Origin of the sequence: Ruegeria sp., assembly GCF_028066395.1 — a bacterium.
In the GTDB taxonomy this organism is placed as follows: domain Bacteria; phylum Pseudomonadota; class Alphaproteobacteria; order Rhodobacterales; family Rhodobacteraceae; genus Ruegeria.
Genome location: NZ_JALCBM010000045.1, coordinates 1 through 26,123, shown reverse-complemented (window position 1 = coordinate 26,123; position 26,123 = coordinate 1). Strand labels below are relative to the sequence as shown.

27 protein-coding genes are annotated in these 26,123 nt (G+C 61.1%); 15 read left to right on the top strand and 12 right to left on the bottom strand.

Annotation, left to right across the window (positions count from 1 at the left end):
- Positions 1–6: 6 nt before the first annotated feature.
- Complete coding sequence (sfsA, locus tag MPJ51_RS14290) at positions 7–708, bottom strand: DNA/RNA nuclease SfsA (protein WP_298388079.1); 702 nt, start codon at positions 706–708, stop codon at positions 7–9.
- 48 nt (positions 709–756) lie between these two features.
- Between sfsA and MPJ51_RS14285 the strand changes: the two genes are divergently transcribed.
- The 4 genes from MPJ51_RS14285 to MPJ51_RS14270 are packed head-to-tail and all read left to right on the top strand — an operon-like array spanning position 757 to position 3,668.
- Positions 757–1,479 carry a molybdopterin-binding protein gene (locus tag MPJ51_RS14285; RefSeq protein WP_298388076.1) on the top strand — a complete coding sequence of 241 codons (723 nt, stop codon included), beginning with the start codon at positions 757–759 and terminating at the stop codon, positions 1,477–1,479.
- Positions 1,476–2,186 (top strand): GNAT family N-acetyltransferase, encoded by a 711-nt coding sequence (locus MPJ51_RS14280; protein WP_298388073.1) that lies wholly within the window; start codon positions 1,476–1,478, stop codon positions 2,184–2,186. The genes MPJ51_RS14285 and MPJ51_RS14280 overlap by 4 nt, the downstream gene beginning before the upstream one ends.
- 10 nt (positions 2,187–2,196) lie before the next feature.
- Positions 2,197–2,769, top strand: coding sequence for a peroxidase-related enzyme (locus MPJ51_RS14275; RefSeq protein WP_298388071.1), 573 nt, complete (start codon positions 2,197–2,199; stop codon positions 2,767–2,769).
- Positions 2,766–3,668: an OmpA family protein gene (locus tag MPJ51_RS14270; RefSeq protein WP_298388068.1), complete on the top strand. Its 903-nt coding sequence runs from the start codon at positions 2,766–2,768 to the stop codon at positions 3,666–3,668. The genes MPJ51_RS14275 and MPJ51_RS14270 overlap by 4 nt, the downstream gene beginning before the upstream one ends.
- Positions 3,669–3,739: 71 nt before the next feature.
- Here the strand turns inward: MPJ51_RS14270 and MPJ51_RS14265 are convergent, their stop codons facing one another.
- Entirely contained in the window at positions 3,740–4,645 is a 906-nt protein-coding gene (locus MPJ51_RS14265; RefSeq protein WP_298388065.1) for a LysR family transcriptional regulator, read from the bottom strand.
- Positions 4,646–4,886: 241 nt separating this feature from the next.
- On the opposite strand from MPJ51_RS14265, the gene MPJ51_RS14260 reads away from it, so the two are divergent.
- Both MPJ51_RS14260 and MPJ51_RS14255 read left to right on the top strand, forming a co-directional pair.
- Positions 4,887–5,327, top strand: coding sequence for a DUF4399 domain-containing protein (locus tag MPJ51_RS14260; RefSeq protein WP_298388063.1), 441 nt, complete (start codon positions 4,887–4,889; stop codon positions 5,325–5,327).
- Between the two features lie 99 nt (positions 5,328–5,426).
- Positions 5,427–5,798 carry a hypothetical protein gene (locus MPJ51_RS14255; protein WP_298388060.1) on the top strand — a complete coding sequence of 124 codons (372 nt, stop codon included), beginning with the start codon at positions 5,427–5,429 and terminating at the stop codon, positions 5,796–5,798.
- A gap of 32 nt (positions 5,799–5,830) precedes the next feature.
- Here MPJ51_RS14255 and MPJ51_RS14250 read toward each other — a convergent pair whose 3' ends face one another.
- Positions 5,831–7,858: an NADPH-dependent 2,4-dienoyl-CoA reductase gene (locus tag MPJ51_RS14250; protein ID WP_298388057.1), complete on the bottom strand. Its 2,028-nt coding sequence runs from the start codon at positions 7,856–7,858 to the stop codon at positions 5,831–5,833.
- Positions 7,859–7,991: 133 nt separating this feature from the next.
- Between MPJ51_RS14250 and MPJ51_RS14245 the strand changes: the two genes are divergently transcribed.
- From MPJ51_RS14245 to MPJ51_RS14225, 5 genes are all read left to right on the top strand, one after another.
- Positions 7,992–8,477, top strand: a complete 486-nt coding sequence (locus tag MPJ51_RS14245; protein ID WP_298388054.1) for an RNA pyrophosphohydrolase — start codon at positions 7,992–7,994, stop codon at positions 8,475–8,477.
- A gap of 6 nt (positions 8,478–8,483) precedes the next feature.
- Complete coding sequence (gene sigZ, locus MPJ51_RS14240; RefSeq protein WP_298388051.1) at positions 8,484–9,023, top strand: RNA polymerase sigma factor SigZ; 540 nt, start codon at positions 8,484–8,486, stop codon at positions 9,021–9,023.
- Positions 9,024–9,089: 66 nt separating this feature from the next.
- A complete protein-coding gene (locus tag MPJ51_RS14235; RefSeq protein WP_298388049.1) occupies positions 9,090–9,800 on the top strand; it encodes a glutathione S-transferase family protein in 711 nt (236 codons plus the stop codon).
- A 68-nt stretch (positions 9,801–9,868) separates the two neighbouring features.
- The gene (locus MPJ51_RS14230) at positions 9,869–11,233 is read left to right on the top strand and encodes a radical SAM protein (RefSeq protein ID WP_298388046.1); all 1,365 of its coding nucleotides are present in this window, start codon (positions 9,869–9,871) and stop codon (positions 11,231–11,233) included.
- A complete protein-coding gene (locus MPJ51_RS14225; protein ID WP_298388044.1) occupies positions 11,230–12,069 on the top strand; it encodes a DUF547 domain-containing protein in 840 nt (279 codons plus the stop codon). The genes MPJ51_RS14230 and MPJ51_RS14225 overlap by 4 nt, the downstream gene beginning before the upstream one ends.
- 165 nt (positions 12,070–12,234) lie before the next feature.
- On the opposite strand, the gene MPJ51_RS14220 is transcribed toward MPJ51_RS14225, so the two are convergent.
- The gene (locus tag MPJ51_RS14220; RefSeq protein ID WP_298388041.1) at positions 12,235–13,233 is read right to left on the bottom strand and encodes an adenosine kinase; all 999 of its coding nucleotides are present in this window, start codon (positions 13,231–13,233) and stop codon (positions 12,235–12,237) included.
- Entirely contained in the window at positions 13,230–13,874 is a 645-nt protein-coding gene (gene nth / locus MPJ51_RS14215; RefSeq protein ID WP_298388038.1) for an endonuclease III, read from the bottom strand. Before nth ends, MPJ51_RS14220 begins: the two co-directional genes overlap by 4 nt.
- A gap of 208 nt (positions 13,875–14,082) precedes the next feature.
- Here nth and MPJ51_RS14210 point away from each other — a divergent pair, with 208 nt between their 5' ends.
- Both MPJ51_RS14210 and MPJ51_RS14205 read left to right on the top strand, forming a co-directional pair.
- Complete coding sequence (locus MPJ51_RS14210; RefSeq protein ID WP_298388035.1) at positions 14,083–15,126, top strand: heme-binding protein; 1,044 nt, start codon at positions 14,083–14,085, stop codon at positions 15,124–15,126.
- A 77-nt stretch (positions 15,127–15,203) separates the two neighbouring features.
- A complete protein-coding gene (locus tag MPJ51_RS14205) occupies positions 15,204–16,055 on the top strand; it encodes a bifunctional helix-turn-helix domain-containing protein/methylated-DNA--[protein]-cysteine S-methyltransferase (RefSeq protein ID WP_298388032.1) in 852 nt (283 codons plus the stop codon).
- A 51-nt stretch (positions 16,056–16,106) separates the two neighbouring features.
- Here the strand turns inward: MPJ51_RS14205 and MPJ51_RS14200 are convergent, their stop codons facing one another.
- Positions 16,107–17,546: an aldehyde dehydrogenase family protein gene (locus tag MPJ51_RS14200; RefSeq protein WP_298388029.1), complete on the bottom strand. Its 1,440-nt coding sequence runs from the start codon at positions 17,544–17,546 to the stop codon at positions 16,107–16,109.
- Positions 17,547–17,746: 200 nt separating this feature from the next.
- Between MPJ51_RS14200 and MPJ51_RS14195 the strand changes: the two genes are divergently transcribed.
- The gene (locus MPJ51_RS14195) at positions 17,747–18,397 is read left to right on the top strand and encodes a peroxiredoxin (protein ID WP_298388027.1); all 651 of its coding nucleotides are present in this window, start codon (positions 17,747–17,749) and stop codon (positions 18,395–18,397) included.
- Between the two features lie 184 nt (positions 18,398–18,581).
- Here the strand turns inward: MPJ51_RS14195 and MPJ51_RS14190 are convergent, their stop codons facing one another.
- The 6 genes from MPJ51_RS14190 to MPJ51_RS14165 form a co-directional block, all read right to left on the bottom strand.
- Positions 18,582–19,274, bottom strand: coding sequence for an outer membrane beta-barrel protein (locus MPJ51_RS14190; protein WP_298388025.1), 693 nt, complete (start codon positions 19,272–19,274; stop codon positions 18,582–18,584).
- A gap of 301 nt (positions 19,275–19,575) precedes the next feature.
- Positions 19,576–21,726: a polyribonucleotide nucleotidyltransferase gene (gene pnp / locus MPJ51_RS14185; RefSeq protein ID WP_298388022.1), complete on the bottom strand. Its 2,151-nt coding sequence runs from the start codon at positions 21,724–21,726 to the stop codon at positions 19,576–19,578.
- 220 nt (positions 21,727–21,946) lie between these two features.
- Entirely contained in the window at positions 21,947–22,990 is a 1,044-nt protein-coding gene (locus tag MPJ51_RS14180) for an acyltransferase (RefSeq protein WP_298388019.1), read from the bottom strand.
- Between the two features lie 181 nt (positions 22,991–23,171).
- Positions 23,172–23,441 carry a 30S ribosomal protein S15 gene (rpsO, locus tag MPJ51_RS14175; RefSeq protein ID WP_298388016.1) on the bottom strand — a complete coding sequence of 90 codons (270 nt, stop codon included), beginning with the start codon at positions 23,439–23,441 and terminating at the stop codon, positions 23,172–23,174.
- A gap of 144 nt (positions 23,442–23,585) precedes the next feature.
- On the bottom strand, positions 23,586–24,608 hold the full coding sequence (locus MPJ51_RS14170) for a calcium-binding protein (RefSeq protein WP_298388013.1): 1,023 nt from the start codon (positions 24,606–24,608) through the stop codon (positions 23,586–23,588).
- 95 nt (positions 24,609–24,703) lie between these two features.
- Complete coding sequence (locus tag MPJ51_RS14165) at positions 24,704–25,207, bottom strand: DUF1643 domain-containing protein (protein WP_298388010.1); 504 nt, start codon at positions 25,205–25,207, stop codon at positions 24,704–24,706.
- Between the two features lie 102 nt (positions 25,208–25,309).
- Between MPJ51_RS14165 and MPJ51_RS14160 the strand changes: the two genes are divergently transcribed.
- Positions 25,310–26,123, top strand: an 814-nt coding sequence (locus MPJ51_RS14160; RefSeq protein ID WP_298388007.1) for a pyridoxal-dependent decarboxylase, incomplete at its 3' end; no start/stop codon positions are given.

Genomic DNA, 26,123 nt, shown 5'->3' with positions numbered 1-26,123 from the left:
CCGCGCCTATTCGATCTGCCAGGTGATGCCGGGTTCGGCCCAAATGCCGTCGGGCGAAATCCGGGTGCCAACGATCAGGCGCTCAACACCGGTTGCCGCCTCAAACGCCGCCGCATAGGCCGGGTCGACATCCGTGGCCAGCGCGAAACGGTCGCAATCGGTGCGTTGCACCAGATACAGCATGATCGCCCGGTGGCCTTGCGCCGCCATTGCCGCCAGTTCCCCCAGATGTTTGGTGCCGCGTGCGGTGACGCTGTCGGGGAACTCGGCCAGACCGGGCTGGCGGGACAGGGTGACGCTTTTGACCTCGACATAGGCATCCGGCAATCCGGGATGGGTCAGCAGAAAGTCGATGCGGCTGTTTTGGCCGTATTTCACCTCGGCCCGGACGGTTTCATAGGCGGCCAGTTGGGCGATCTCACCGACCTCAAGCGCTGCCCGCAATGCTTTGTTAGGAACCGAGGTATCGACCCCGGTGAAATGCCCATTCTCGTGATCAACCAGCCGCCAGCCGTATTTCAGCTTTTTCTTCGGGTCGTCATTGGGCTCCAGCCAGATCCGCTCACCCGGCTCGGCCAGCCCCATCATCGAGCCGGGATTGGCGCAATGGGCCGTCACCTCGCGTCCGTCTTCCAGCTGGCAATCGGCCAGAAAGCGTTTGTAGCGGCGGATCAGGCGGGCGGGCACAAGGGGGGTTTCAAATCGCATGGCCAAGGGCCTATACCTGCCCTGTCCACCGATCAAGAGGAGAGCGCCATGCCGAACCCAACCGCAGCCATGCTGGTGATCGGGGATGAGATTCTGTCGGGCCGCACCCGCGACGCCAACATGCATTTCCTGGCGCAAGAGCTGACCAAGCACGGCATCGACCTGAAAGAGGTCCGCATCGTCAGCGATGAGGCCGCGACGATTGAAACCGCCGTCCAGGCGCTGTCGCAGAGCCATGATCACGTCTTTACCAGCGGCGGCATCGGCCCGACCCATGACGATATCACCGCCGATTGCATCGCGCGGGCCTTTGGGGCGGCGATCGACGTGCGCGCTGATGCGCGCGCGTTGCTTGAGGCGCATTACGACAAATCAGGGCTGGAGCTGAACGCCGCCCGCCTGCGCATGGCCCGTATCCCTGATGGGGCTGCATTGATCGACAATCCGGTCTCGACCGCGCCGGGTTTTACCCTTGGCAATGTGCATGTGATGGCCGGGGTGCCGCTTGTCTTTCAGGCCATGGTGGCCAGCGTGCTGCCCGGCCTGACCGGAGGCCAGCCCTTGCTGTCCCAGACCTTGCGTGTGGATCGGGGTGAAGGTGACATCGCCTCGACCCTGTCTAATCTGGCCGAGGATTTCAGCGATCTGTCCATCGGCTGCTATCCGTTTCAGGTTAACGGTGTCTTTGGCGCCAATGTGGTGGTGCGGGGCACCGAGGGCGCGCGCATCGACGCCGCCATGACTCGCTTGGCGAAAGAGCTGGAACTGTGAGCATCAACTGGGCCGATGTGGTCGACGGCACCTGGCCTGCCGCGCGGTTTCAGCGGCAGGGCCCGTTTGTGCTGCGATGCGGGCAGGGCGGAGGGTCTCGGGTCTCGGCCGCCAGCCGGGTGGATGAGGTAAGCAAACAGGATATCGATGCCGCCGAGGAGGCCATGCTGGCCATGGGGCAGAAACGCATCTTCTGCCTGCGTCCGGGGGATGGGACGCTGGAGGCGATGCTGGCGGATCGCGGCTATGACATCCTCGATCCGGTGAATATCTACACCTGCCCGGTCACCCATCTGACCGACATCCCGATCCCGCGCGTCACCGTATTCAACATCTGGCCGCCCCTTGCGATCATGCGCGAGATCTGGGCACAGGGCGGCATCGGCCAAGAACGTCTGGCGGTGATGGAGCGGGCACAGGGGCCGAAGACCGGCCTGCTGATGCGGCGCAAGGATCAGCCCGCGGGAACCGGCTTTGTCGCCATCTATGATGGTGTGGCCATGATGCACGCGCTGGAAATCCTGCCCGATCACCGCCGTCAGGGCCTTGGCCAATGGGCCATGCGCGCCGCGGCCATTTGGGCGCTGGACAACGGGGCGCAAACCCTTAGCGTGATCTGTACCAAGGCGAATGCGGGGGCAAACGGCCTCTATGACGCGCTGGGGATGCAGATCGTCGGTGAATACCACTACCGGCAGCGTGTCTGAGGAGGCCGAATTGACCACACAGGAAATGCCCACGGCGCTGGATTTGCCCATGGTGGACCCTCTGCCGCCCGAGACGCAGAAATACTTCGATATCTGTGCCGAAAAGCTGGGGATGATCCCCAATGTGCTGCGCGCCCATGCCTTTGACATCGACAAGCTGAACGCCTTCACGGCGATGTATAATGATCTGATGCTGGCCGAGAGCGGCCTGTCCAAGCTGGAGCGTGAGATGATCGCGGTGGTCGTGTCGGCCATCAACAAGTGTTTCTACTGCCTCGTCGCTCATGGCGCAGCGGTGCGGCAGCTGTCCGGCGATCCGCAACTGGGTGAGATGCTGGTGATGAATTACCGCGTCGCCCGGTTGGACGCCCGCCAACGCGCGATGCTGGATTTCGCCGCCAAGATAACCACCGCCAGCGCCGAGGTTGAGGAACCTGACCGCCAGCGCCTGCGCGACGCCGGGTTCAGCGACCGCGACATCTGGGACATTGCCAATGTGACCGGGTTCTTCAACATGACCAACCGTGTGGCCAGCGCCACCGGGATGGTCCCGAACCCCGAATACCACGCGCAGGCCCGATGATCCGACGACTGTCCTTTTGCCTGATCCTGCTGACTGCGCCCGCCGCCGCGCAGGACCTGACCCTGCCCGCCAGCGCGCGGCAGATCAGCGAACGGGTCAGCGCGCTGGACAGTTACGACCTGCCCATCGGTGCATTCGCCGATGATGCGGTCCCTGCACGTGTGGTCGAGGGCCGGGTCGAGCGCACCACCTGGCGCTTGCAGGCCGGGTCCAGCACGACATTGCAAATTCTCGACCCGCTGCGCGATCAACTGCGGACGCAAGGGTTCTCTATCGATTTCGAATGTGAGGCCCGCATCTGCGGCGGGTTCGATTTCCGCTTTGGGACCGAGGTTGTGCCGACCCCCGACATGTATGTGGCGATCCATGATTACCGCTTCCTGTCGGCCTCGCGCGGGGATGAGGTATTGAGCCTGCTGATCAGCCGCAACCCGCCCGATGGCTATGTCCAGATGATCCGGGTCACACCCGTGGGTTCCGAACTTGCGCCGCCTCTGGTGATCGAGGAAACGGTGACAGGCACAGGCGGGCTGCTGGCTGATCTGCAACAGGACGGGCATGTCATTCTGGATGACCTGCATTTCAATACGGGTGAGGTGGCGCTGGGCGAAGGCCCCTTTGCCTCGCTGTCCTTGCTGGCCACCTATCTGGCCGACAACCCCGGCACGCGGCTGGCGCTGGTGGGGCATACGGACGATACCGGCGCGTTGCAGGCCAATATCGCGGTCAGCACCCAACGGGCGCAGGCCGTGCGCAATCGCCTGATCGAGGCCCATGGCGTCGCCGCCGACCGGGTTGAGGCGCAAGGGGCGGGGTATATGGCCCCGATCACCTCAAACGCGACCCCCGAAGGGCGCGACCTGAACCGCCGGGTCGAGGCGGTGTTGCTGGTCAACTGACCCTAGACGCCCGGCGCACAAAAAAAGACCCGCACAATTTGTGCGGGCCTGTAGTTGCCACAGGGAGAATTCTACCAATCCATCGAGCCCTTTTCAGCAAAGGATTCGACCAGAAAGTCAATGAAAGCCCGTACCTTGGGCTGTGTGAAACGGCCCGGCGGGTATACGGCATAGATGCCCTGAACCTCATCCGGCAGTGACGGCATGGCGTCCACCACAAGGCCCGATTTCAGTGCATCGGCGTATAGATAGCTGGGCAGATGTGCGATCCCCAGACCGGAAATGGCCGCGTTCAGCAGCGATTGCCCGTCATTGACGCTCAGCCAGCCTGCGGTGCGCACCTGACGCTTTTCGCCCGAGGGCGCGGTCAGCTTCCAGACACTGCCCGAGGACTGGCTGGAATAATGCAGCAGCTTGTGTTCGTTCAGATCGTCGATTTTCTGCGGTCGGCCGAACTGTTCGATATATTTCGGCGACGCAACCATGCGTTTCACGGTTTCCGTCAGCTTGCGGGCGCGCAGGGTGCTGTCTTCCAGCTCTCCGATACGCACGGCCACGTCGAAGCCTTCGGAAATCAGCTCAACATAGCGGTTGTTCAGCACCATGTTGACGGTGATATCGGGATAAGAGGACAGAAACTCGGACAGAACCGGAGACAGGTGATTGACACCAAAATCCGTCGCCACGCTGATCCGCAACAGCCCGGATGGCGCGGATTGCATGGATGTTACCAGCGCATCCGCTTCGCCTGCGTCGTTCAGCACCCGCCGGGCGCGATCATAATAGGCCAGTCCAATCTCGGTCGGTGAAACCCGGCGCGTTGTCCGGTTCAGCAGCCGCGCACCCAATCGGGCCTCAAGGCTCGATACGTGCTTTGATACGGCCGATTTGGAGATACCCATCTTTTTGGCCGCGTCCGTGAACCCCCCCTGGTCCACCACGTTGGAAAAGGCCTCCATTTCGGTTAGTCGATCCATTCTCGTTCCCCAGGTCTTCTGTTCGTTGTCCCTTTATGATGTTCAATCTGGGCGAGAACGGGGCAGACATGGGATAATATCAGGGTTTTGATTCGGATCGTTTTCAACGTGGAAACGTGGAAACGATGGTTTCCAAAACCGCCTATCGACCTTATGAGCTTGGGTTTTCCCGGATTTTGAGCGGATGTGATAGGATGAGAATGGCAAATTTGTGACTTGGTTTGCAATCAGGGAGGAGATTATGAGAGCCATTTTTGCAGCCACATTTCTGGGCCTGATGGCCAGCTTTGTCTGGGCCGGGGGCGAAACGCCATCCAACCCCGAGGCCAAGGTCTATTTCGTGAACCTGTCGGATGGGGATGTGGTGCAATCCCCGGTGACGGTTGTATTCGGCCTGACCGGAATGGGTGTCGCGCCCGCCGGGACCGAGGCGGAAAACACCGGTCACCACCATTTGCTGATCGACCGCCCGCCGATTGGTGAGGGCGAGGATGGCGCGGATGAACTGGCCTATGGGCTGCCCTCGGATGACAAGCACCTGCATTTCGGCGGCGGCCAGACCGAGGTGACACTGGATCTTGCGCCCGGGGAACACACGCTGCAACTGGTGCTGGGCGACGCGGGCCATGTACCCCATGCAACGCCTATTGTGTCCGAGGTGATTACGATTACGGTGGAGTAACCACGCGCGCCCATAGTAGACCAGACCTGTTAACGCTGCCAAATGATGTGATCACAACCTAGGTGTCCGCGCTCAATGTTCTTGCGATTTGTTCGGTCGGTGAAAGTAGAAGGCATGTCTGCGCGGGAAGGTTTCTTTTGTGCGGCCTATGAATTGCGCGACGCCGTTGATTTGGACGAGTTCACCTACAACCGGCTTGAGGACCTGCTTGATTGGTTTCGGCAAAATCTCGATGTCCCGACCAGATTTAATCGAACATCATCGAAAGGCGCATTCAGACGGGATACTAAAGGTCTGAGTTGGTTTAAGCCTGACGCGAAAGCGACGTTGGATAGGGCCTTCGAATTAAAGGCGCTGCTGGAAGACCACGGTCACCCGATTGAAATCCTGCGAACTGTGCGGATTGGCTACATCACTTATGAAGACGACAACCAAGTGATTGCCGAGCCATTCTCGGACACCCCGTGCTGAACGTGCAGGTCTGAATTCCCTTTCCGGGTGTCCTACAGGGCTGCCGCCAGCCGTGTCCCCTGATTGATCGCCCGCTTGGCATCCAGTTCCGCCGCCACATCCGCTCCGCCGATCACATGGGGCGTCACCCCCCGTTCGATCAGCGCGTCGGCAAGGCTGCGGTCCGAGATCTGACCGGCGCACAGAACAATCGTGTCCGCCGCGATCACGGTGGGGTCGGTACGGTCCTCGCCAAAGCTGACATGCAGGCCGTTCTCGTCGATGCGCTCGTAATTCACACCGCCCACGAAATTGACGTCCTTCATCTTCAGCGTCGCCCGGTGAATCCAGCCGGTGGTCTTGCCCAGACCTTTGCCGTGCCGCTGCGCCTTGCGTTGCAACAGCGTGACCTGCCGTGCGGGCACTGTGGGTTGCGGGCCTTCGGGGGCCAGTCCTGATCGGTGCGTCTCGGGGTCGGAGACGCCCCATTCCTTCATCCACAAAGGCAAGTCGGTGGCCGGGCTGTGACCATCCTCCAGCAGGAATTCCGAGACATCGAACCCGATGCCGCCCGCGCCGATCACGGCAACCGATTGCCCTACCGGGGCCTTGCCGCGCAGCACGTCGATATAGCTCAGCACATTATCGCGATCTTGCCCCGGGATCTGTGGATCGCGCGGGGTGACGCCGGTGGCGATGATCACCTCGTCATAGGTGGTCAGGTCGTCGGCGGTGACTTCGCGCCCCAATTCCAGTGTCACGCCCAGATCGGTGATCATGGTGCGGTACCAGTCGACCAGCCCCCAGAACTCCTCTTTCCCCGGCACCTGTTTGGCCATGTTCAGTTGCCCGCCGATCTCATCCGCCTTGTCGAACAGGGTCACCTTGTGCCCGCGCTGGGCGGCAGTCATCGCGGTGGACAGACCGGCCGGGCCTGCTCCGACGATGGCCACGGTCTTGGGCGTGTCGGTGGGTTCGATCACCAATTCCGTCTCATGGCAGGCGCGCGGGTTGACCAGACACGAGGTCAGCTTGCCGTTGAATGTGTGGTCCAGACAGGCCTGATTGCAGGCAATGCAGGGCGCGATCTGCGCGGCCTCACCCGCCATGGCCTTGGCCACGAAATCCGCATCCGCCAGCATGGGCCGCGCCAGCGAGACCATGTCGGCGCAGCCTGAGGACAGCACCTCTTCGGCCACTTCCGGCGTGTTGATCCTGTTGGATGTAATCACCGGGATCGAGATCTTGCCCATCAGTTTCTTGGTCACCCAAGCGAATGCCGCGCGTGGCACGCTGGTGGCAATCGTCGGTATCCGCGCCTCGTGCCAGCCGATGCCGGTGTTGATGATCGTGGCCCCGGCTTTCTCGATCTCTTGCGCCAGTTGCACCACCTCATCATGGGTCGAGCCATTGGGGATCAGATCGATCATCGACAGCCGATAGATGATGATGAAATCGGTGCCCACAGCCTGCCGGGTGCGCCGCACCACTTCGATTGGCAAGCGCATCCGGTTCTCATAAGACCCGCCCCAGTGGTCGGTGCGCTTGTTGGTATGGGTCACAAGGAACTGGTTCAGGAAATACCCCTCGGACCCCATGATCTCGACCCCGTCATAGCCCGCCTGCTGCGCCAGCCGGGCGGCGTTAACGATGTCGCTTATCTGCTTCTCGATCCCGTCCTCGTCCAGTTCATGCGGCGGAAACGGAGAGATCGGCGATTTGACGGGCGAGGGCGCTACGCATTGCGGCCCATAGGCATAGCGCCCCGCATGCAGTATCTGCATCGCGATCTTACCGCCCGCCTGATGCACCCGGTCGGTCACGATGGCATGGTTCGCCACATCCTTGTCGGTTGTCATCATCGACGCCCCCGGCAGGACAGAACCTTCAAGGTTCGGCCCGATCCCCCCGGTCACCATCAGGGCCACACCGCCGCGCGCCCGGTCGGCATAGAACTCGGCCACGCGGTTCCAGTCGCCGGTTTCTTCCAACCCGGTATGCATCGAGCCCATCAACACGCGGTTTTTCAGCGCGGTAAAGCCCAGATCCAGCGGGGCCAGCATGTTTGGGTACGCAGTCATCGTGAAACTCTCCCTCGGTTGCGCAGACCATCGCCGGGGTGTGCCCGGCTGTCACGCGAAACCTCACGTCACCCCCTTTGCTGCCGTGGCAGTGCTTGTTATCAGATGGGCGAACCAACCCATGAGGCCGCGCATGACCCCCGATCAGATCGCCAAACTGCCCTATCGCCCCTGTGTCGGGCTGATGCTGCTGAATGCCGAGGGTCGGATATTCGTGGGTCAGCGCAACGACCGCCATGTCGACGCCTGGCAGATGCCACAGGGCGGCGTGGATGAGGGCGAAGACCCGCGCGATGCCGCCTTACGCGAGCTTTGGGAAGAGACCGGAGTGACCGCCGATCTGGTCGAGATCGTCGCCGAGACCGACGGCTGGCTGCCCTATGACCTGCCCCATGACATCGTGCCGAAAATCTGGAAGGGCCGCTATCGCGGGCAGGAGCAGAAATGGTTCCTGCTGCGGTTCAGGGGCCGGGATGATCAGATCAATATTGAAACCGAGCATCCCGAATTCACCCGCTGGAAATGGCAGGACCCGGCGCGGTTGGTCGAAGAAATCGTACCCTTCAAACGCGCGGTGTATCAGCAAGTGGTTGCTGCCTTTGCTGCGCATCTGTCATAAATCCATATGCAAATTGACGATATCTGGCCCAAATACCGCGCCCGGCTGAAAGCGTTTCTGCACGCGCGGGTGTCCAACCCGGCGGATGTTGACGACCTGTTGCAGGATATCTCGATCAAGGTGATCAACGGTTTGCCGGGGTTGAAAGACCCGGCTCGGCTGCAATCCTGGCTGTTTCAGACAGCGGACCGGACGATCATTGATCACTACCGCAAAAACGGCCGGACCACGGCGCACCCGGATGACCTGTGGTATCACCGCGATGACCCCGAAACCCGGCAGGATCTGGAAGGCTGTGTCGAACCGTTCATTCGCGGCCTGTCACCCGACACGGCTGACCTGCTGATGGCGATAGATATTCACGGCATGCCTCAGCGTGACTATGCAGAGGCGCAGGGCTTGTCTTATTCCACCCTGAAATCGCGCGTTCAAAAGGGCCGGGCCGAGCTGCGCAAGGCATTTGAGGACTGCTGCAACATCTCGCTGGATGTGCGCGGCAATATCTCGGACGTTCAGCAGAAATCGCCGGGCTGCAAAAAATGTTGATCTGATCGTCGTCTTTTTGGCGTGGGCTTCGTCTTACGGATGAAAGCAACCAAAAAGGAAAGACCGATGATCCGTATTATCAGCTTCAAAATCTGCCCTTTCGTACAGCGCGTGACCGCGTTGCTTGAGGCAAAACAAGTGCCCTATCAGATCGATTACATCAGCCTCAGCGACAAGCCCGACTGGTTTCTGGCGCTGTCGCCGACCGGTCAGGTGCCGGTTCTGGTGACCGAAGGTGGCGTGCCCCTGTTCGTGTCTGACGCCATCATCGAATATATCGATGAGGTCAGCGCCCCCTTGCAAGCCGATCTGACGCCGGAACAGCGCGCCCTGAGCCGCGCATGGAGTCATCAGGCCAGCAAGCACTATTTGGTCCAGTGCAGCACGATGCAAAGCGCCGACAAGGCGACCTATGAGGACCGCGTGGCCAAACTGTCCAAATCTTTTGAGAAGGCTGAGGCGCAATTGGGCGATGGCCCCTATTTCTCGGGTCAGACACTGGGGAATGTGGATATCGCGTGGCTGCCTTTGCTGCACCGCGCGGCGCTTGTGACGGATCACAGCGGGCACGACATGCTGGCCGCCTATCCAAAGGTCAAAGCGTGGCAGCAGGCGCTGCTGCAATCCGGTATCCCGCAGAAATCGGTGGCCGAGGATTTCACGACCCGGTTCTCTGATTTCTATCTGGCGGATCGCACTTGGCTGGGGCGCGGCGCGAATATGGACGAAGCCCCGGCGACCTCGGCCCCGGAACGATCCGGAGGGTGCTGCGGGTAAGATCACCCCCCAGCACGTTGGCGTGAGGGGGCGTAGCTTGCCGGATCGGGCGCTTTTAACTTGGCGACATGAAAGATGTCGCCTCAAGCCCCCCGATCTTCACCCCCGCCGGTCGGCGTTTCAGCGGTTCTGACCGCCGGGCGCCTTTGCGAGACGGGTTATGGCGCAGTGGCGAATACGGGCCGGGCCAGACGGCGGGCCGGTTCTATCCCATTGCCTGCGTCGCGCTTGAGGTCACCCAACGCTGCAATCTGGATTGCAGCCTGTGTTACCTGTCGGACCGGGCCGAGATGACCTATGACCCCCCGCTCTCGGTCCTGTTCGCGCGTCTGGCCGCGATCCACAGCCACTACGGGCCCGGTGTCTCGGTGCAATTGACCGGTGGCGACCCGACCCTGCGCAAGGTCGAGGATCTTGAGGCGCTGTGCCGTGAAACCCGCCGTCTGGGTATGCGATCCTGCCTGATGACCAATGGCATCCGCGCCAGCCGCGCCTTTCTGGCCCGTCTGGCCGCCGCCGGGCTGGATGACGTGGCCTTCCACGTGGACATGACGCAGGACCGCAAGGGGTTTGAAAGCGAAGAGGCGCTCAATACCGTGCGCAAGGCCTATATCCGCCGGGCGCGCGGGCTGGGGCTGCGCATCCTGTTCAACACCACCGTGTTCGAGGACAATTTCGACGAGCTGCCCCAATTGGCCCGGTTCCTGCGCGATCAGCCCGAGGTCGGGTTTGTCTCGTTCCAGATGCAGGCCGATACCGGGCGCGGCGTGATACGGGAACGGCCCGCGCGGATCACGCAGGCCAGCGTCATGCGCGCGGTTGAGGAGGGGTATGAGACACCGCTGCATTTCGACACGGCGGCAGTGGGGCATTCCCGCTGTAACCGCTACGCCAGCGTGATTGGCGGCAAGGGCCGTGCGGTCTCGCTGCTGTCTAATCGTGCCCTTGTGCATCAGGTGATCGACGTGTTGGAACAGGTGGACCGCAGCCAGGACGGGCATCTGGATATCCGCGACAGTGTGCGCAGGCTGGTGCGGCGCAAGCCGGTTCTGGCCTTGCGCGCGGGGTTGCATCTGCTGGCCTGTGCAATGCGGCTGGGCACCGGGTTGCTGCGCGGACCGGTGCGCAGGCAGTCGGTGTTCATTCATAATTTCATGGCGGCGGACGCGCTGGATGAAGACCGCTGTGCCTCTTGCGTGTTCATGGTGGCCACGTCGAACGGGCCGCTCTCCATGTGCGCCCATAACGCGCAGCGCGACATCCATCTGGCGATGCCGGATCGGGTCGACAGCCCGATGGGGACGCATTGGTGGAATGCCGCCGTCCGGGGCCTGTCCGACCGCCCCAGCCTGCCGGGGTTGGACGATCCCGATGAGGCGCCGCTGAAACGGCTGAAGGGTCAATTGCGGGTCGCCCGGAAAGGCGCGAAATGAGAGCGTTCCTAGTGCTGCTGGCCTTGCCGCTGCTCGCCGCCTGCGCCAGTGTCGAGCGTCTGGCGTTGCCTGCGCCGGTTCCTCTTGCCGACACGACCCTGACCCGTGTGGCTGAGCCCCCCGGTGCGCGGGTTGATCACCGGGAGTGGAGTGTGTTCCTGTCCCGCTACGTCGCCCCGGACGCGCAGGGCGTGAACCGGGTGGCCTATGGGCAGGTGTCGCAGGCGGACCGGGCCGGGTTGGACGCGTATCTGGAGGCGCTGCAATCGGTTGATCCCGCGCGGCTGACCCGGGATCAGCAATTGGCCTACTGGATCAACCTCTATAACGCGGTGACGGTTGACTTGATCCTGCAGAACTACCCGGTCGCCTCGATCAGAGATATTACCGATGGGCCGTTCTCATTTGGCCCATGGGACCGCCCGCTGGTGCAAGTTGCGGGGCAGAGTCTGACTCTGAACGATATCGAGCACCGCATCATCCGACCAACATTCAATGAGCCGCGCATTCATTACGCCCTGAACTGCGCTGCTGTGGGGTGCCCCAATCTGATGGACCGCGCTTGGCAGGCTGAAACGCTGGAGCGTGATCTGGCCGCCGCCGAGCATGCCTATATCAACGACTCGCGCGGCGTGCGGTTTGATGCGCGCGGCGGGTTGATCCTGTCGAAGATCTATATCTGGTTCCGTGAGGATTTCGGGCCGAACCAACAGGCGGTGATCGACTATATCGAGCAGGCGGCTGAACCTCATCTGAGGGCGCGACTGTCAGAGGCAAAGGGCGTGCGGGCCTATAAATACGACTGGGCGCTGAACGATGCGGCGACGGGATCGTAAAGGCGCGGAATCAAGGCCGCAGGCCGCCGCGCCAGCGCCGACCCGCCCCCATGGGGCGGCGCTTTTGCAACGTGTGAGACCATTCAGCCCTATCAGAATTTAGCAGGCATAAAGCGCATCAATTCTAGGCAGGCAGCGCCACCCCGCGGGCCGGCGCTGTCGCGGCTAATCGCCCTGCAGCAACCCTTCGGCGCGCAGCAGGTCCTGCATATTCGCCTCGGGGCGGGGGCCGATATGGCTGATCACTTCGCGGGCGCAGACATTGCCGATCCGCGCGCAGGTCTCGTAATCGCGGCCCGTGGCCATGCCAAACAGGAACCCGGCGGCGAATTGGTCGCCAGCGCCGGTGGCATCCACCGGTACGACCTTTTCGACCGGAACGTCGATCCGCGCACTACCGTTCAGCACCGTTACACCATCGCCCGAGCGGGTGCAGACCACCAGCGGACAAATGGCGGCGGTTTTCGCTAGCGCCTCTTCCAGATCGTCGGTTTCGAACAGCGACTTGATCTCGGCCTCGTTGCCGATCACAAAGTCCAGCTCGTTCTCGATCAGCAGCAGGAAATCGACCCGGTGACGCTCGACACAGAACGGATCTGAAATCGCGATCCCCGCCTTGCCGCCCCCCTTGTGGCAGTTGCGCGCGGCCTCAAGGAACGCCGCCTTGCCCTTTTCCTTGTCGAACAGATAACCCTCAAGGAACATCAACTGACTGTTGCCCGCCACGTCACTGGACACGTCAGCTGAGGACAGTTCCGAGGAAATCCCCAGATAGGTGTTCATCGACCGCTCACCATCCGGGGACACAAAGATCATTGAGCGCGAGGTCGGCAGTTCCCCGCCCGCGACCGGAGGATTGACGAAATCGACCCCGTCCTCATTCATCGCGTCGGCATAGAATTTGCCCAGCGCGTCGTCATGCACACGACCGATAAAGGCCGAATCCAGCCCCAGCGCACCGGCCCCGGCAATCGTATTGGCGACCGAGCCGCCCGGCGTCTGCACCCGGCCTTCCATTGCGGCATACAGCACCTCGCCGCGATCCCGTTCGATCAGCTGCATGATGCCTTTTTCGATGCCCATCAGTTCCAGGAAACTGTCATCGGCCTGAGAGATTACGTCCACGACGGCATTGCCGATGCCGGTCAGCTGGTAGGTTTTCATTGAGTTTTGTCCTCGAATTGACAGAGATCGCGAATGATACAGGTCGGGCATTGCGGCTTGCGCGCTTTGCAATGATAGCGGCCATGCAGGATCAGCCAGTGATGCGCGTGCAGCTGGAAATCGGCCGGGATGTTGTCCTCGATGGCGCGTTCCACCGCGTCCACATCCTTGCCCGGGCAGATGCCGGTGCGGTTGCCGACGCGAAAGATATGGGTGTCCACCGCCTGCGCAGGCTGCCGCCACCACATGTTCAGCACCACATTGGCGGTCTTGCGCCCGACACCGGGCAGCGATTGCAGCGCGGCGCGGGAATTGGGCACCTCGCCGCCGTAATCCTCGACCAGAATACGGCTCAGCTTGATGACATTCTTGGCCTTCTGCCGGAACAGACCAATGGTCTTGATATGTTCGATCAGACCCTCTTCACCCAGATCCAGCATCTTTTGCGGCGTGTCGGCGACCTTGAACAGCGCGCGCGTGGCCTTGTTCACCCCAACATCGGTGGCCTGCGCCGACAGCGCCACGGCGACGACCAGAGTGTAGACATTCACATGCTCCAGCTCGCCCTTGGGTTCGGGGTCTGCGTCCTGAAAACGCGTAAAGATCTCGCGGATGGTATGATAATCAAGCTGCTTGGCCATGGCGGACGGTATGCATGTATTCCGACGCAGGGCAAGCGGTTTGAGGGCGTAATAAGAGCAGGCATAATCCCGCTTAAATCGCACCAAAAGGGAAGAACTCACATAAGGCGATACAACTTTTTGGTATCCTTCAGGGGCGCATGACTAAGTATTTCCAGCGCTTGATTGGCCGATTTTCCGGCATCCATTGATTTTGAAAGGTATTATTATGTCTAGCCCAGAGCTTGCCCAGAAAATGCAGTCCCGATACCGGTCCGTGGAACTTGCCCATCAGGGTGACGAGGATCTAGGTCCGCTGAAACTTTTGCCCGGCGTCTGGAAGAATGGCGACCGGACCAGAGGCCGCGGATGGAATATGATCGCGCTGCCCTTTGCGACCGAACCCGACAGTCGGCTGAACTATCGCCTGCTGGTCAACCAGTATGAGGAGACGCTGCAATTCACCACCGTCGACAAGGCGGTTCCAAACCGGGGCATTCAGTTCCCGAACCCCGCCTCGGGCGATCCGACGCAGGAAATGGACCAGTTCGTGGTCACACTGGATTATCAGCAATCCATCGCGCAACTGGCGGCAGAAGACCGGCCCGACAGCGGCAAGGCCGGACCTGCGGATCTGGCCATCCATCACGAACCCGGCCTGTTCCTGCATATGACCGATTTCACCACCGCTGATCTGGATGTAGCGCGTCTGGGCACGGTCCCGCATGGCGATTCCCTGTTGGGTCTGGGCACTGCCGACACCTTTACCGGCCCGCCGACAATTCCGGCGGTTGACGGGCTGCCGGAAGGTGCGACCAAAGACTTGGACAGCGGCTATCTTGCCCCGTATCGCCACTATCACGACAACCCGTTCAAGGGGACAGTGCCCGACCCGGGGTTCCCCGGATTTGATCCGGTGCACCCGCATTTGCTGTTGCAGGGCGGAATGCCGGGCAATGTGGTGCGCACGACCGTGCTGCCGTTCAATACCCAGCTAGAGGATGCGGGGATCGTCAACATTCCGTTCATCGTCAAACAGGCAAATGCGGCGGTCATGGACTCGATCTTCTGGATTCTTGAGCTTGATGAACCCGGTGTCGGGGATGAGCCGAAACTGATGATGATGTATCTTCAGAATGTGGGGCTGGATTTCTTCCCGCGTTTTGACGATCTGCCCGGCCTGATCCGCTGGCCGCATGTCAGCATCAACGTGATGGAAAAGGTCGCGCCCCCTGAAGAGGCCGAGCCTTACACCCTCATGCCCGCCGTCTGATCGGGCAGATAGCGCAAGAAACGGGTCGCACTTGGGCTTGGATCGGCTAGATTTGATCCTGCAAAGGAGTGCGACCCATGAACGTCCAGACCCCCGAGACCGGATATCATTACAACGTCATGCGCCGGGCGATCGAGTTGATTGATCAGGGCGGCGAGGCCCTGAGCCTTGAGGAACTGGCCCGCCGGATGGATATGAGCCCGGCACATTTCCAGCGCCTGTTCTCGCGCTGGACCGGGGTGTCGCCGAAACGCTATCAGCAATATCTGACGCTGGGCCACGCCAAGGCCCTGCTGCGTGAACGGTTCACGACGCTGGAGACCGCCCATAACGTGGGTCTGTCGGGCAGCGGGCGTCTGCACGATCTGTTCCTGAAATGGGAATCCATGAGCCCCGGCGACTATGCCCGCAAGGGTGCCGGTCTGGTGATCTATTGGGGCTGGTTCGAAAGCCCCTTTGGCCCGGCGCTGGTGATGGGCACCGACAAGGGCATCTGCGGCATGGCCTTCGGGGCCGAAACCGGCGCGAATGAGGCGATGGAGGATATGCTGTCGCGCTGGCCGCAAGCGGATTTTGTCGAAGACCCGATGCGTCTGCGCCCCTGGGTGCTCAGCGCCTTTGGCTCTGTCAGCGACCGGTTGGAGCCGACGCCACTGTACCTGATCGGCTCACCCCTGCAGATCAAAGTGTGGGAGGCGCTGATGCACATCCCCTCGGGTCAGGTCACAACCTATTCCGAGATCGCCCAGCGGGTGGGCTCACCACAGGCGGTGCGCGCGGTGGGCACGGCGGTCGGGCGCAACCCGGTTAGCTGGCTGATCCCGTGCCACCGTGCCCTGCGCAAATCGGGAGGTCTGGGCGGTTATCACTGGGGCCTGCCGGTCAAGCGCGCCATGTTGGCCTATGAGGCCGCGCAGGCGGATGCCTGAAAACAAAGCGAGGCACCCTTGGGTGCCTCACAATTGGATAACACCGACTGTCTATTCTGCGGCCCAGCCGCCGACGGCTTTGACCTCCAGAAAATCCTCTAGCCCCCAGATACCGCCTTCGCGCCCGTTGCCGGATTGTTTCATGCCGCCAAACGGTGATCCGGCGCTGCGGGACTGGCCGTTCATTTCGACCATGCCGGACCGCAAGGCGCGGGCCATGCGGTTGGCGCGGTCGCCGTCCTGCGTCTGGACATAGTTGGTCAGCCCATAGGGGGTGTCATTGGCGATCTCGATGGCCTCTTCTTCGGTGTCGAAGGGGATCATGGTCAGGACCGGGCCAAAGATTTCCTCACGCGCGATGGTCATCTGGTTGTTGGCGTCGGCAAAGATCGTGGGGCGCACATAGTAACCCTTGTTCAGCCCCTCGGGCCGTCCGGTGCCACCCGCAACCAGCCGCGCGCCTTCGTCGATGCCTTTCTGGATCAGGTCCTGAATCTTGGTCCATTGCAGTTCATTCACCACCGGACCGATATGGCGCCCTTCCTCCAGGGCGCCGCCGACCGAGACCTTGCCCGCCACCTCGGCCGCCGTCTCGACCGCTTGATCGTAGATCGGGCGCTGCACCAGCATGCGGCTGGGGGCGTTGCAGCTTTGGCCGGTGTTGTTCATCATATGCAGCACGCCGCGCTTGACCGCCTTTTCATCCGCATCGGCAAAGACCACATTCGCGCCCTTGCCGCCCAGCTCCAGATGCACCTTTTTCAGCGTATCGGCAGCGGTTTTGGAAATCGCCGTGCCCGCGCGGGTCGAGCCGGTAAAGCTGACCATGTCCACATCGGGGTGGCCGGCCAGTTGCGTGCCCACGCCCGCACCATCCCCGTTCACCAGATTGAACACACCGGCGGGAAAGCCTGCCTCATCCATCATCTCGGCAAAGATCATCGCGTTCAGCGGGCTTTGTTCGGACGGCTTCAGCACCATGGTGCATCCGGCAATCGCCGCCGCACCGGCCTTGAGCGTGATCTGGTTCATCGGCCAGTTCCAGGGCGTGATCAGGGCGGCGACGCCAACGGCCTCGTAGATGATGCGGTCATTGGGGGCGTGATCGCCCAGCGGGCGGTCGAACTGGAACGCTTTCGCGGCGCGGACAAAGTTCTTGAGGTGCCAGATCCCGGCCCCGACCTGCTGGGTGCGCGACATATCGATAGGCGCGCCCATTTCCAGCGACATGGCCTGGGCCAGATCCTCGCCCCGTGTCTCGTAGACATCGATCAGCTTTTCGACCAGCGCGATGCGGTCCGCTGCCGGGGTGGCCATCCAACCGGGCAGCGCCGCCTTGGCTGCCGCTACCGCCGCGTCTGTATCCGCCTGCGACCCCAGCGAGATCACCGCGCAGGGGTCCTCGGTCGAGGGGTCGATGACGGTGAAGTCCTGCGCCATGGCCGGGTCGACCCACTGGCCGTTGATGTAGAATTGGCGTTTTTCGATCATGGCAGATCCTCCTGATTTCGGAAAACATTCGACCGAACGGTCGGTTTTGCGGGTACTTTGTCATTCCCGACCCATCAGGGCAAGAGGCGGATCGGACCGGAGAAAGCCTTACGACATCATTGTGAATGGTTTACCCTAATCAGAAAGAGGCTAGGTTTGCGGCAACCGACTCGGATCTTACACAGTAAAGGAGATTGCTTATGGGTTTGCGCATCAATGACACGGTCCCGAATTTCACCGCTGAAACGGATCAGGGCCCTATCCAGTTCCATGACTGGATCGGGGACAGCTGGGCCATCCTGTTCTCGCACCCCAAGGATTTCACTCCGGTCTGCACCACCGAGTTTTCGGCCGTTGCGCAGTTGAACGATGAATGGGCGGCGCGCAATACCAAGGTTCTGGGCGTATCGGTCGATGGCGTCGAAGACCATAAGAAGTGGAAGAAAGACATCGAAGCCTATGGCAATGCCAGCCCGGGCTTCCCGATCATTGCCGATGACGGTCTGGCCGTATCCAAGGCGTTCGACATGCTGCCCGCCGAGGCATATCTGCCCGATGGCCGGACGCCTGCTGACAGCGCCACCGTGCGTTCGGTCTTTATCATCGGGCCGGACAAGCAGTTGAAACTGTCGATGACTTACCCGATGACGGTGGGCCGGAACTTTGCCGAAATCCTGCGGGCGCTGGACGGGTTGCAGATGTCGGCCAAGGGTGTTGCTACGCCCGCGAACTGGGTGCCGGGTGAGGATGTGATCATCCCGCCTGCGGTGTCCAACGAGGACGCCAAAGAGAAGTTCGGCGAGTTCGAGACAATCTTCCCCTATCTGCGCAAGACCAAGGCTCCGTCCTGACGACGGGTCGGCAAGGGGGGCTGTCTGCCCCCCATCGCGCCGATTTGGCGCGATTCCCCCCGAGGATATTTGGGGCCAGATGAAGCAGGGGCGTCGGATGGGTTAGTGCATGCCCTCGCGGTTGGGGGCGCGAGGACATGCCGAGGGGTGGCGAAACCGGAGAAAAACACCACCCCTGTGGGGCTTAGAAGCTGTAGCGCAGGCCGAAGTTCAGGCTGAACGTGTCCAGATCATCCTCGACCGTTCCGGTGGATGCACCGGCTGCGTTCAGACGTTCGGATGAGACATTGAAGGCGCGCGAATAGCGGGCGTCGACCGTGAAGGCGGTGGTCGTGTTGATGTCATAGGCGACACCAGCGATCAGCTGGGCCGCGAAGTTGGTATCGCTGTCATCCAGTGCCACGCCGGGGCCATAGACGAAGTCGATATCCGAATAGGTCGCACCCAGGCCAAACCCGGCATATGGGGTCAGCGTGCCGCCGGTGCCTTTGAAATCAAACAGCACGTTGGCGAAAAGCGAAGTCTGGCTGATATCGCCCGAGACATTGCCTTCGGGCGCCGGGCCATTGCCGCTGAAATTCACGCCATCGACGTCATTGTCGCGATAGGACAGTTCCAGCTCGATCCGCGTGCCGATGGCGTCGCTGGACCATTGCGGGATTTCCTTGCCCACGGCCACACCCAGGCCATAGCCGTCGTCGAAATCCGTGGCGACGGTCTGGTTTGCGCCACCGATGCTGCCCGAGAAGTCGCTGTCCTGCAACTGACTGTAGCCGACGAAGCCCTGAATATAGGCGCCATCGGTCAGGCTTTGCGCGGCCACTGCCGAAGCGCCAAGGGTCAGGGCTGTGGTGGTGAGAATGAAGCGGGTAACCATAATTATGTCCTTTGTTCCGCAGGTTTTAATACACCGGATGTGGGTAGGCGCGGAACAAAGAGAAGATGCCCGAAGGTCACGTTGGATCACGGTTGGGTTGAGGGGCGTGAAGGGGATGTGCGTGTGTTGGTGGCAAGGCTGGTTTTCAGAAAATGCCGTGTTTTCTGAACCTCGTACAGCCGGTTAACCCCCCTGCTTGACACGATAGGATGCGCAGCCAGCGTCGCCGCGCGCAAACCGCTTTGACAAAAAAGGCCCCGGCGATGAACCGGGGCCTTTTGAATTCAGAAGATAGGGCAGATTACTCTGCGCTTTCCTCTTTCTTTTCTTTCTTCTCGGGAACGATCTCTTCGCCGGTTTCCTGATCGACGACTTTCATCGACAGGCGGACCTTGCCGCGATCGTCAAAGCCCAGCAGCTTGACCTTTACTTCCTGACCTTCTTTCAGAACATCCGACGGATGGTTCAGGCGACGGTTTTCGATCTGGGACACGTGGACCAGACCGTCGCGCTTGCCAAAGAAGTTCACGAAGGCACCGAAATCGACGATCTTGACCACTTTACCGGTGTAGATCTGACCTTCTTCCGGCTCGGCCACGATCGAGTGGATCATGTCATATGCCTTCTGGATCGATTCACCATCGGGCGAGGCGATCTTGATCACGCCGTCGTCGTTGATGTCGACCTTGGCACCCGAAACCTCGACGATCTCGCGGATGACCTTACCGCCCGAGCCGATCACTTCGCGGATCTTGTCGGTGGGGATGTTCATGGTCTCGATGCGCGGGGCGTGGACCGAGAATTCGTTGGTCTCGGACAGGGCTTTGCCCATCTCGCCCAGAATGTGCATCCGGCCGTCCTTGGCTTGCGCCAGGGCTTTTTCCATGATCTCGGGCGTGATGCCTGCGACCTTGATGTCCATCTGCAGCGAGGTGATGCCGTTTTCGGTACCTGCGACCTTGAAATCCATGTCGCCCAGGTGGTCTTCGTCACCCAGAATGTCTGACAGGATGGCATAGTTGCCGTCATCTTCCAGGATCAGACCCATGGCCACACCGGCAACCGGTGCTTTCAGCGGAACGCCCGCATCCATCATCGACAGCGAACCGCCGCAGACCGACGCCATTGAGGAGGAGCCGTTGGATTCAGTGATCTCCGACACGATGCGGATCGTGTAGGGGAAGTCGGTCGCCGCAGGCAAAACCGCCTGCAGGGCGCGCCATGCCAGCTTGCCGTGGCCGATCTCACGACGGCCCGGGCCACCGACGCGGCCAACTTCACCCACCGAATACGGAGGGAAGTTGTAGTGCAGCAGGAAGTTCGATTTGAAGTTGCCATGCAGCGCGTCGATGAACTGCTCATCATCGCCGGTGCCCAACGTGGTCACGGCCAGTGCCTGTGTTTCACCACGGGTGAACAGGGCAGAACCGTGGGTCCGGGGCAGCATCGAGGTTTCGGCTTCGATCCCACGGATGTCGGTGGTCGAACGCCCGTCGATGCGCTTGCCGCCTTTGACGACGTCACCGCGCAGAATGCCGGCTTCCAGCTTTTTCATTGCCGAGCCGAGGTTCGCGTCTTCCAGTTGTTCCTCGGTCAGCGCTTCTTTGATCGCATCACGGGCAGCGGCAACAGCGGCGGTGCGCTCTTGCTTATCGGTGATCGAGAAGGCGGCGCGCATCTGCTCTTCACCGGCTGCGGCAACAGCGGCGTAGAGATCCGAGTAATCGGGGGCGGCGAATTCAAACGGCTCTTTCGCGGTTTCTTCGGCCAGATCGATGATCAGGTCCAGAACCGGCTGGATCTGCTCATGCGCAAAGTTCACGGCGCCCAGCATTTCAGCCTCGGACAGCTCGTAGGCTTCGGATTCGACCATCATCACGGCGTTCTTGGTCCCGGCGACAACCAGGTCCAGACGCTGTTCGGGGTTCAGGCGCAGGTCCTGCATGTCATCCACGGTCGGGTTCAGGACGTATTCGCCATCCACGAAACCAACACGGGCACCGGCGATCGGGCCCATGAACGGCGCGCCGGAAATGGTCAGGGCAGCCGAGGCGGCAATCATCGCAACGATGTCGGGGTCGTTGACCAGATCGTGGCTCAGCACGGTGCACATCACCAGAACTTCGTTCTTGAAACCGTCAACGAACAGCGGGCGGATCGGGCGGTCGATCAGACGCGCGGTCAGCGTCTCTTTCTCGGTCGGGCGCGCCTCGCGCTTGAAGAAGCCACCCGGAACCTTACCGGCGGCATAGTATTTCTCTTGGTAATGCACGGTCAGCGGGAAAAAGTCCTGACCGGGCTTTTGTTGCTTGGCAAAGGTCACGTTGGCCATGACGCTGGTTTCGCCCAGCGTGGCAATCACGGTGCCGTCGGCCTGACGGGCAACCTTGCCGGTTTCCAGTGTCAGCGTCTCTTCGCCCCACTGAATCGATTTCTTAGTTACATCAAACATATGCGTATCCTAGATGGGAGCACTCCCGCCCCTGCGGGTCTCCCGTTTTGCATGGCGGCCCCATTGCCGCCGACCCCATTTTAGCTTTCGTCTGAGTGCCAGGGTCAGGGCACAACGTCTCAGATGCAGGGCGCATACATGAGATCGCGCCCAAAGGAAAGGGTGCAGATCAACAGGGGCCTGTGCGCATGTGGGTCAGGTCGAAAGCCGCCGATTGATGTTATGGCCGCGCCGTCGCGCCGCGCGAAAGCCAACTGTTGCTGGCGCGGATCAGACGGGTTTCAATCGCCAGATAATACATGTGTGAGAGTATTAGGTTGAAAACCAGCAGCAGGCCGACCAGGGCCAGGAAGGCCGGAAAGCTTAGATCAGCAAAAGGCGGTATGAAAAAGACTATGACCGGGATCAGTACCGCGTGGATCAGGTAAAGCGCATAAGAGGAATCCCCCAGCGGGCTGAGAGCTTGGAACAAGGCCCTTGCCTGTCTGTTCCGTTCCAGAATGACAGCACCGGCCACCAGAAATACGCTGGGTGCCCCCCACAGAAGAACGGCCGAATGGCGATCGTACCCGATGGCAAGGCTGAACCCGAAACCCAGCAAAGCAGCCACAACAAGAACAGCACCATGCCACACCCTAAAGGGCAGGGGTCGGGTGGCCGCCCAGCCCAGAAATGCACCGGCGGAAAATTCCAGCAGCAGGCCATTTGTCATCAGGCTTGGTAGACCGAAGGCGCTGCTCTCGGCGGGTTGCCAGAAGAGTCCCAAGGCGATGCTGAGGGTGAACAGCAGGCCCAAAAAGATGACCCTTTGAAACAACGGGATGCGCAGCGCGATCAGCAGGGCGAAGACGGAATAGAAATAGACCTCATATGCCAGCGTCCATCCCACATCTATCAGGGCGCTGGCCCCCTTTGGCAGCAACAGGATCGTGCCAAGCCATAGTTCGGGCTGTGTCGGCAGCGGACGGTTGATCAGCAGGGCCAGCGGAATGCTGGCAAAGGCCACCAGCCAATATGACGGATAGATGCGCGAAAACCGTTTGCGCAGAAAAGAAGTCCAGTCGCCCGCGCAGTCCTGATTGGTCCACATCATGATGAAGCCGCTGACGACGAAAAAGATATGCACCCCGGCCGCGCCCAGCCCGGCGGAATAGGTCATTGCTGGAAATGATACTTCAAACCCCTGATGCAGCCAGATCACGCAGTGGTAATAGGTAACGCCCGCAGCCGCGATCGCCCGCAGCGCTTGAATGGAATGAAGCACTGGCCGCCCCCTTGATGTTCCAGGCATCAGCGTATGGGCTCATCCGGAATTGCGTCAAGCACCATGGGGGTGGCTCTGATACGACCGATTGGCAAAAGGCAAAAAAAACGCCCGCCAGAACAGCGGACGTTTGCACCAAGTGACTGCGGCCAAGTATCCTGGCCGATCACGTGAGAGTAATTTAGCGGCGAATGCCCAGGCGTTTGATCAGGTCCTGGTAACGCGCTTCTTCCTTGCCCTTCAGGTAGTCCAGCAGCTTACGGCGCTGGGCGACCATTTTCAGCAGACCGCGACGACCGTGGTTGTCTTTCTTGTGGGTCTTGAAGTGCTCGGTCAGGGTGGTGATGCGCGAGGTCAGGATGGCAACCTGGACTTCGGGCGAACCGGTGTCGCCGTCCTTGGTTGCGAATTCTTTCATGACGCGTGCTTTTTCAGCGGCAGTAATCGACATCGGGGTCTCCTTTAAAAGGTTAGAGTGAATGGCGCAGGCCGGGATGTCGTCCAGCGCAGGCCCATGGAGAAAACCGCACCGATTCCGATGCGGATGCGCGCGTATAGGCGCTTTCGCGGTAAATGGCAAAGGGATTCTGGTGGGTCAGCCGGTGGCCGCGAACTGCGCCAGATGGTCCTCGGTCACCAATTGGATGTCCTGCACCGTCAACCCCTCGACCCGATATAGCTGTGCCACGTCCTGACCGTTGATCAGCACCCGGGTCAGGTCCTGATTTTCGGCGTCGGTTTCGATGCTGACCTGTGCGTCCTCCTGCGCCTCCCACGGGATCAGCAGTTTGTCCTGCCCGACCTGAAAATCCATGATTGTAGCGCTGGGTTGATCCTCGGACGGGCTCAGGATGAACTCATCTGCCCCGGCCCCACCGGTCAGGATGTCGGGGCCTTCGGCAAACAAGGTGTCATCCCCGGCGCCGCCATTCAGGAAGTCGGTTGTGGCTGCGTCATCGTCATCGGCACCATAGAGGATATCAGCGCCATCGCCGCCAAACAGGGCATCTTCTCCGGCCCCGCCGGCCAGTTGATCCGCGCCGTCGCCGCCTTGCAGGGCATCGTCGCCCTCACCGCCCAGCAGTAGATCGTCATCCTGCCCGCCATAGAGGTCGTCATCACCCTGCCCGCCGATCAGCAGGTCTGCGCCATGGTGACCGTATAGCGCATCATCTCCGCCATCGCCCTCCAGCAGATCATCCCCGCCGTCGCCATGCAGCATGTCGTTCCCGGCGCCGCCCGAGATCTCATCCATGCCTTCCCCGCCATACAGCACGTCATGGCCACCGCCGCCATCGATCAGGTCATCGCCGCCATAACCGTTGACCTGATCATTGCCGTCCTGCCCGGTCAGGACGTCATCACCATCTTGACCGGCGATGACCAGATGGCCTTCGTGGTCTGAAATGATCTCACCCGTCCCCGGCTCTTCGATATCGATCTGAGTGGGGGTGTCGATATTCTCACCCTCGTCCAGCAGGTTGCCTTCGGTGATCTCATCGCTTTCGGAATCGTCGATATGGTCGTCCTCTTCCGGCGTATCGGGTGCGAACATATCGCCCATTGCATAGGCCGCGCCGCCGAGGGCGGCCAATCCAAACAATCCGACCAGAAACATGGGAGACCTCCGACAGCATATTGCCCCGAGTGTGAAATATCCCATGTGTTCAGGTGGTTGGTCAAAGCAAAGCTGAGGTCGTGGTTAACCGTTTATCACCACGGTTCAGGCTGTTGGGTATAGGCGATGTAAAGCGGGTGCTTGGGGTGGCCGTCCTTGGTCAGCCCCAGATGGAACAGCGGTTGCCCGGTGCCGCGCAGCAGGGTTTCAACCGCCGGGCCGCGCTCCAGATGTGCGCCGTGGGTGCCCCAGGCGGCGATGACCTGATCGGCCCATTGCACCCCGTCCAGAATGGCCGCGTCATTTTCGGGCCCCACCGGATCGGCAGCGGCGCGCATCTTGCGGGGGTCGGTGTCGCGCCAGGCAAAGATGTTGGTCACCTGAAATGCCCCGAACCCCAGCGCCCGCGCACGGCGTTCGCAGCGCTCGACCGTCGGATCGTTCTGCACCTCGGTCGCGGTCGAGGGGTTGAGCATCACGAACAGAGCCTTGCGCCCGTTCGCGTCCCAGATGCGGGTCAGGCTATAGCGATACTTCTCGCAATCGGAATAGACGGCGGTCGAGGGCGCGTCGCCCTTGGTATGGGAACGGGTGATCATGGGCCGGGTGTGGCTGGATTCGGCTTGTTTTACAAGGGTAGATGCCCGCCGTGCCTTCTTGTGTTAACCTTCCGGCATTTGATTGGTTTTTCCGGGGGTTTAATGATGAATTTCGAAACGCTTGATCCAGCAGATTGGGAAGAGACACGAAGGCTGGCGCATGCCATGCTGGACATGGCGCTGGATCATACCCGGGATGTGCGGGATCGGCCGATCTGGCAGGACATGACATCTGACATTCGCAACAGCTTTGACACGCCCGCGCCGCAGCAGGGGATGCCTCTGGCTGACCTGATGGACGATGTGGGCACCCGTGTGATGGATTATCCGATGGGCAATATCCACCCCCGGTTCTGGGGCTGGTATATGGGGGCCAGCAACTTCACCGGAGCCATGGCGGATTTTCTGGCCGCAGTTCAAGGGTCAAACCTGGGCGGCGGCAATCATGCGGCAGCCCTGATCGACCGGCAGGTGGTCGATTGGCTGCGTGAGATGATTGGCCTGCCCGATGGGGCCAGTGGCACGCTTGTCAGCGGCGGCAGTGTGGCGAACATGATCGGTCTGACCGTCGCGCGAAATGCGCAATCGGGGATCGACATGCGGCAGCTTGGGGTGGCGGCGATGGAGCGTCCGATGCGCTATTACGGCTCGGACCAGATGCACAGCTGCCATCAGAAGTCGCTTGAGACGCTTGGTCTTGGTGATCAGGCGCTGCGCCGGGTTCCGACCCGGGATGACCTGACCATGGATATCGACGCACTGCGCGAGATGGTCGCGCAGGACCGTGATGCGGGGCGGAACCCGGCCTGCGTTATCGCAACGGCGGGCACGGTGAACACCGGGGCAATCGACGACCTTACGGCAATCGCCGATTTCTGCGCGGCAGAGGGGCTGTGGTTCCATGTCGATGGTTGCA

Coding starts and splice junctions, on each gene's coding strand:
- MPJ51_RS14260 (WP_298388063.1), top strand. CDS start 4,887: ATGAGAGCCATTTTTGCAGCCACATTTCTGGGCCTGATGGCCAGCTTT.
- MPJ51_RS14220 (WP_298388041.1), bottom strand. CDS start 13,233: ATGAAAACCTACCAGCTGACCGGCATCGGCAATGCCGTCGTGGACGTA.
- pnp (WP_298388022.1), bottom strand. CDS start 21,726: ATGTTTGATGTAACTAAGAAATCGATTCAGTGGGGCGAAGAGACGCTG.
- nth (WP_298388038.1), bottom strand. CDS start 13,874: ATGGCCAAGCAGCTTGATTATCATACCATCCGCGAGATCTTTACGCGT.
- rpsO (WP_298388016.1), bottom strand. CDS start 23,441: ATGTCGATTACTGCCGCTGAAAAAGCACGCGTCATGAAAGAATTCGCA.
- sfsA (WP_298388079.1), bottom strand. CDS start 708: ATGCGATTTGAAACCCCCCTTGTGCCCGCCCGCCTGATCCGCCGCTAC.
- MPJ51_RS14235 (WP_298388049.1), top strand. CDS start 9,090: ATGATCCGTATTATCAGCTTCAAAATCTGCCCTTTCGTACAGCGCGTG.
- MPJ51_RS14205 (WP_298388032.1), top strand. CDS start 15,204: ATGAACGTCCAGACCCCCGAGACCGGATATCATTACAACGTCATGCGC.
- MPJ51_RS14170 (WP_298388013.1), bottom strand. CDS start 24,608: ATGTTTCTGGTCGGATTGTTTGGATTGGCCGCCCTCGGCGGCGCGGCC.
- sigZ (WP_298388051.1), top strand. CDS start 8,484: ATGCAAATTGACGATATCTGGCCCAAATACCGCGCCCGGCTGAAAGCG.
- MPJ51_RS14165 (WP_298388010.1), bottom strand. CDS start 25,207: ATGATCACCCGTTCCCATACCAAGGGCGACGCGCCCTCGACCGCCGTC.
- MPJ51_RS14230 (WP_298388046.1), top strand. CDS start 9,869: ATGAAAGATGTCGCCTCAAGCCCCCCGATCTTCACCCCCGCCGGTCGG.
- MPJ51_RS14245 (WP_298388054.1), top strand. CDS start 7,992: ATGACCCCCGATCAGATCGCCAAACTGCCCTATCGCCCCTGTGTCGGG.
- MPJ51_RS14200 (WP_298388029.1), bottom strand. CDS start 17,546: ATGATCGAAAAACGCCAATTCTACATCAACGGCCAGTGGGTCGACCCG.
- MPJ51_RS14250 (WP_298388057.1), bottom strand. CDS start 7,858: ATGACTGCGTACCCAAACATGCTGGCCCCGCTGGATCTGGGCTTTACC.
- MPJ51_RS14285 (WP_298388076.1), top strand. CDS start 757: ATGCCGAACCCAACCGCAGCCATGCTGGTGATCGGGGATGAGATTCTG.
- MPJ51_RS14190 (WP_298388025.1), bottom strand. CDS start 19,274: ATGGTTACCCGCTTCATTCTCACCACCACAGCCCTGACCCTTGGCGCT.
- MPJ51_RS14225 (WP_298388044.1), top strand. CDS start 11,230: ATGAGAGCGTTCCTAGTGCTGCTGGCCTTGCCGCTGCTCGCCGCCTGC.
- MPJ51_RS14195 (WP_298388027.1), top strand. CDS start 17,747: ATGGGTTTGCGCATCAATGACACGGTCCCGAATTTCACCGCTGAAACG.
- MPJ51_RS14210 (WP_298388035.1), top strand. CDS start 14,083: ATGTCTAGCCCAGAGCTTGCCCAGAAAATGCAGTCCCGATACCGGTCC.
- MPJ51_RS14265 (WP_298388065.1), bottom strand. CDS start 4,645: ATGGATCGACTAACCGAAATGGAGGCCTTTTCCAACGTGGTGGACCAG.
- MPJ51_RS14270 (WP_298388068.1), top strand. CDS start 2,766: ATGATCCGACGACTGTCCTTTTGCCTGATCCTGCTGACTGCGCCCGCC.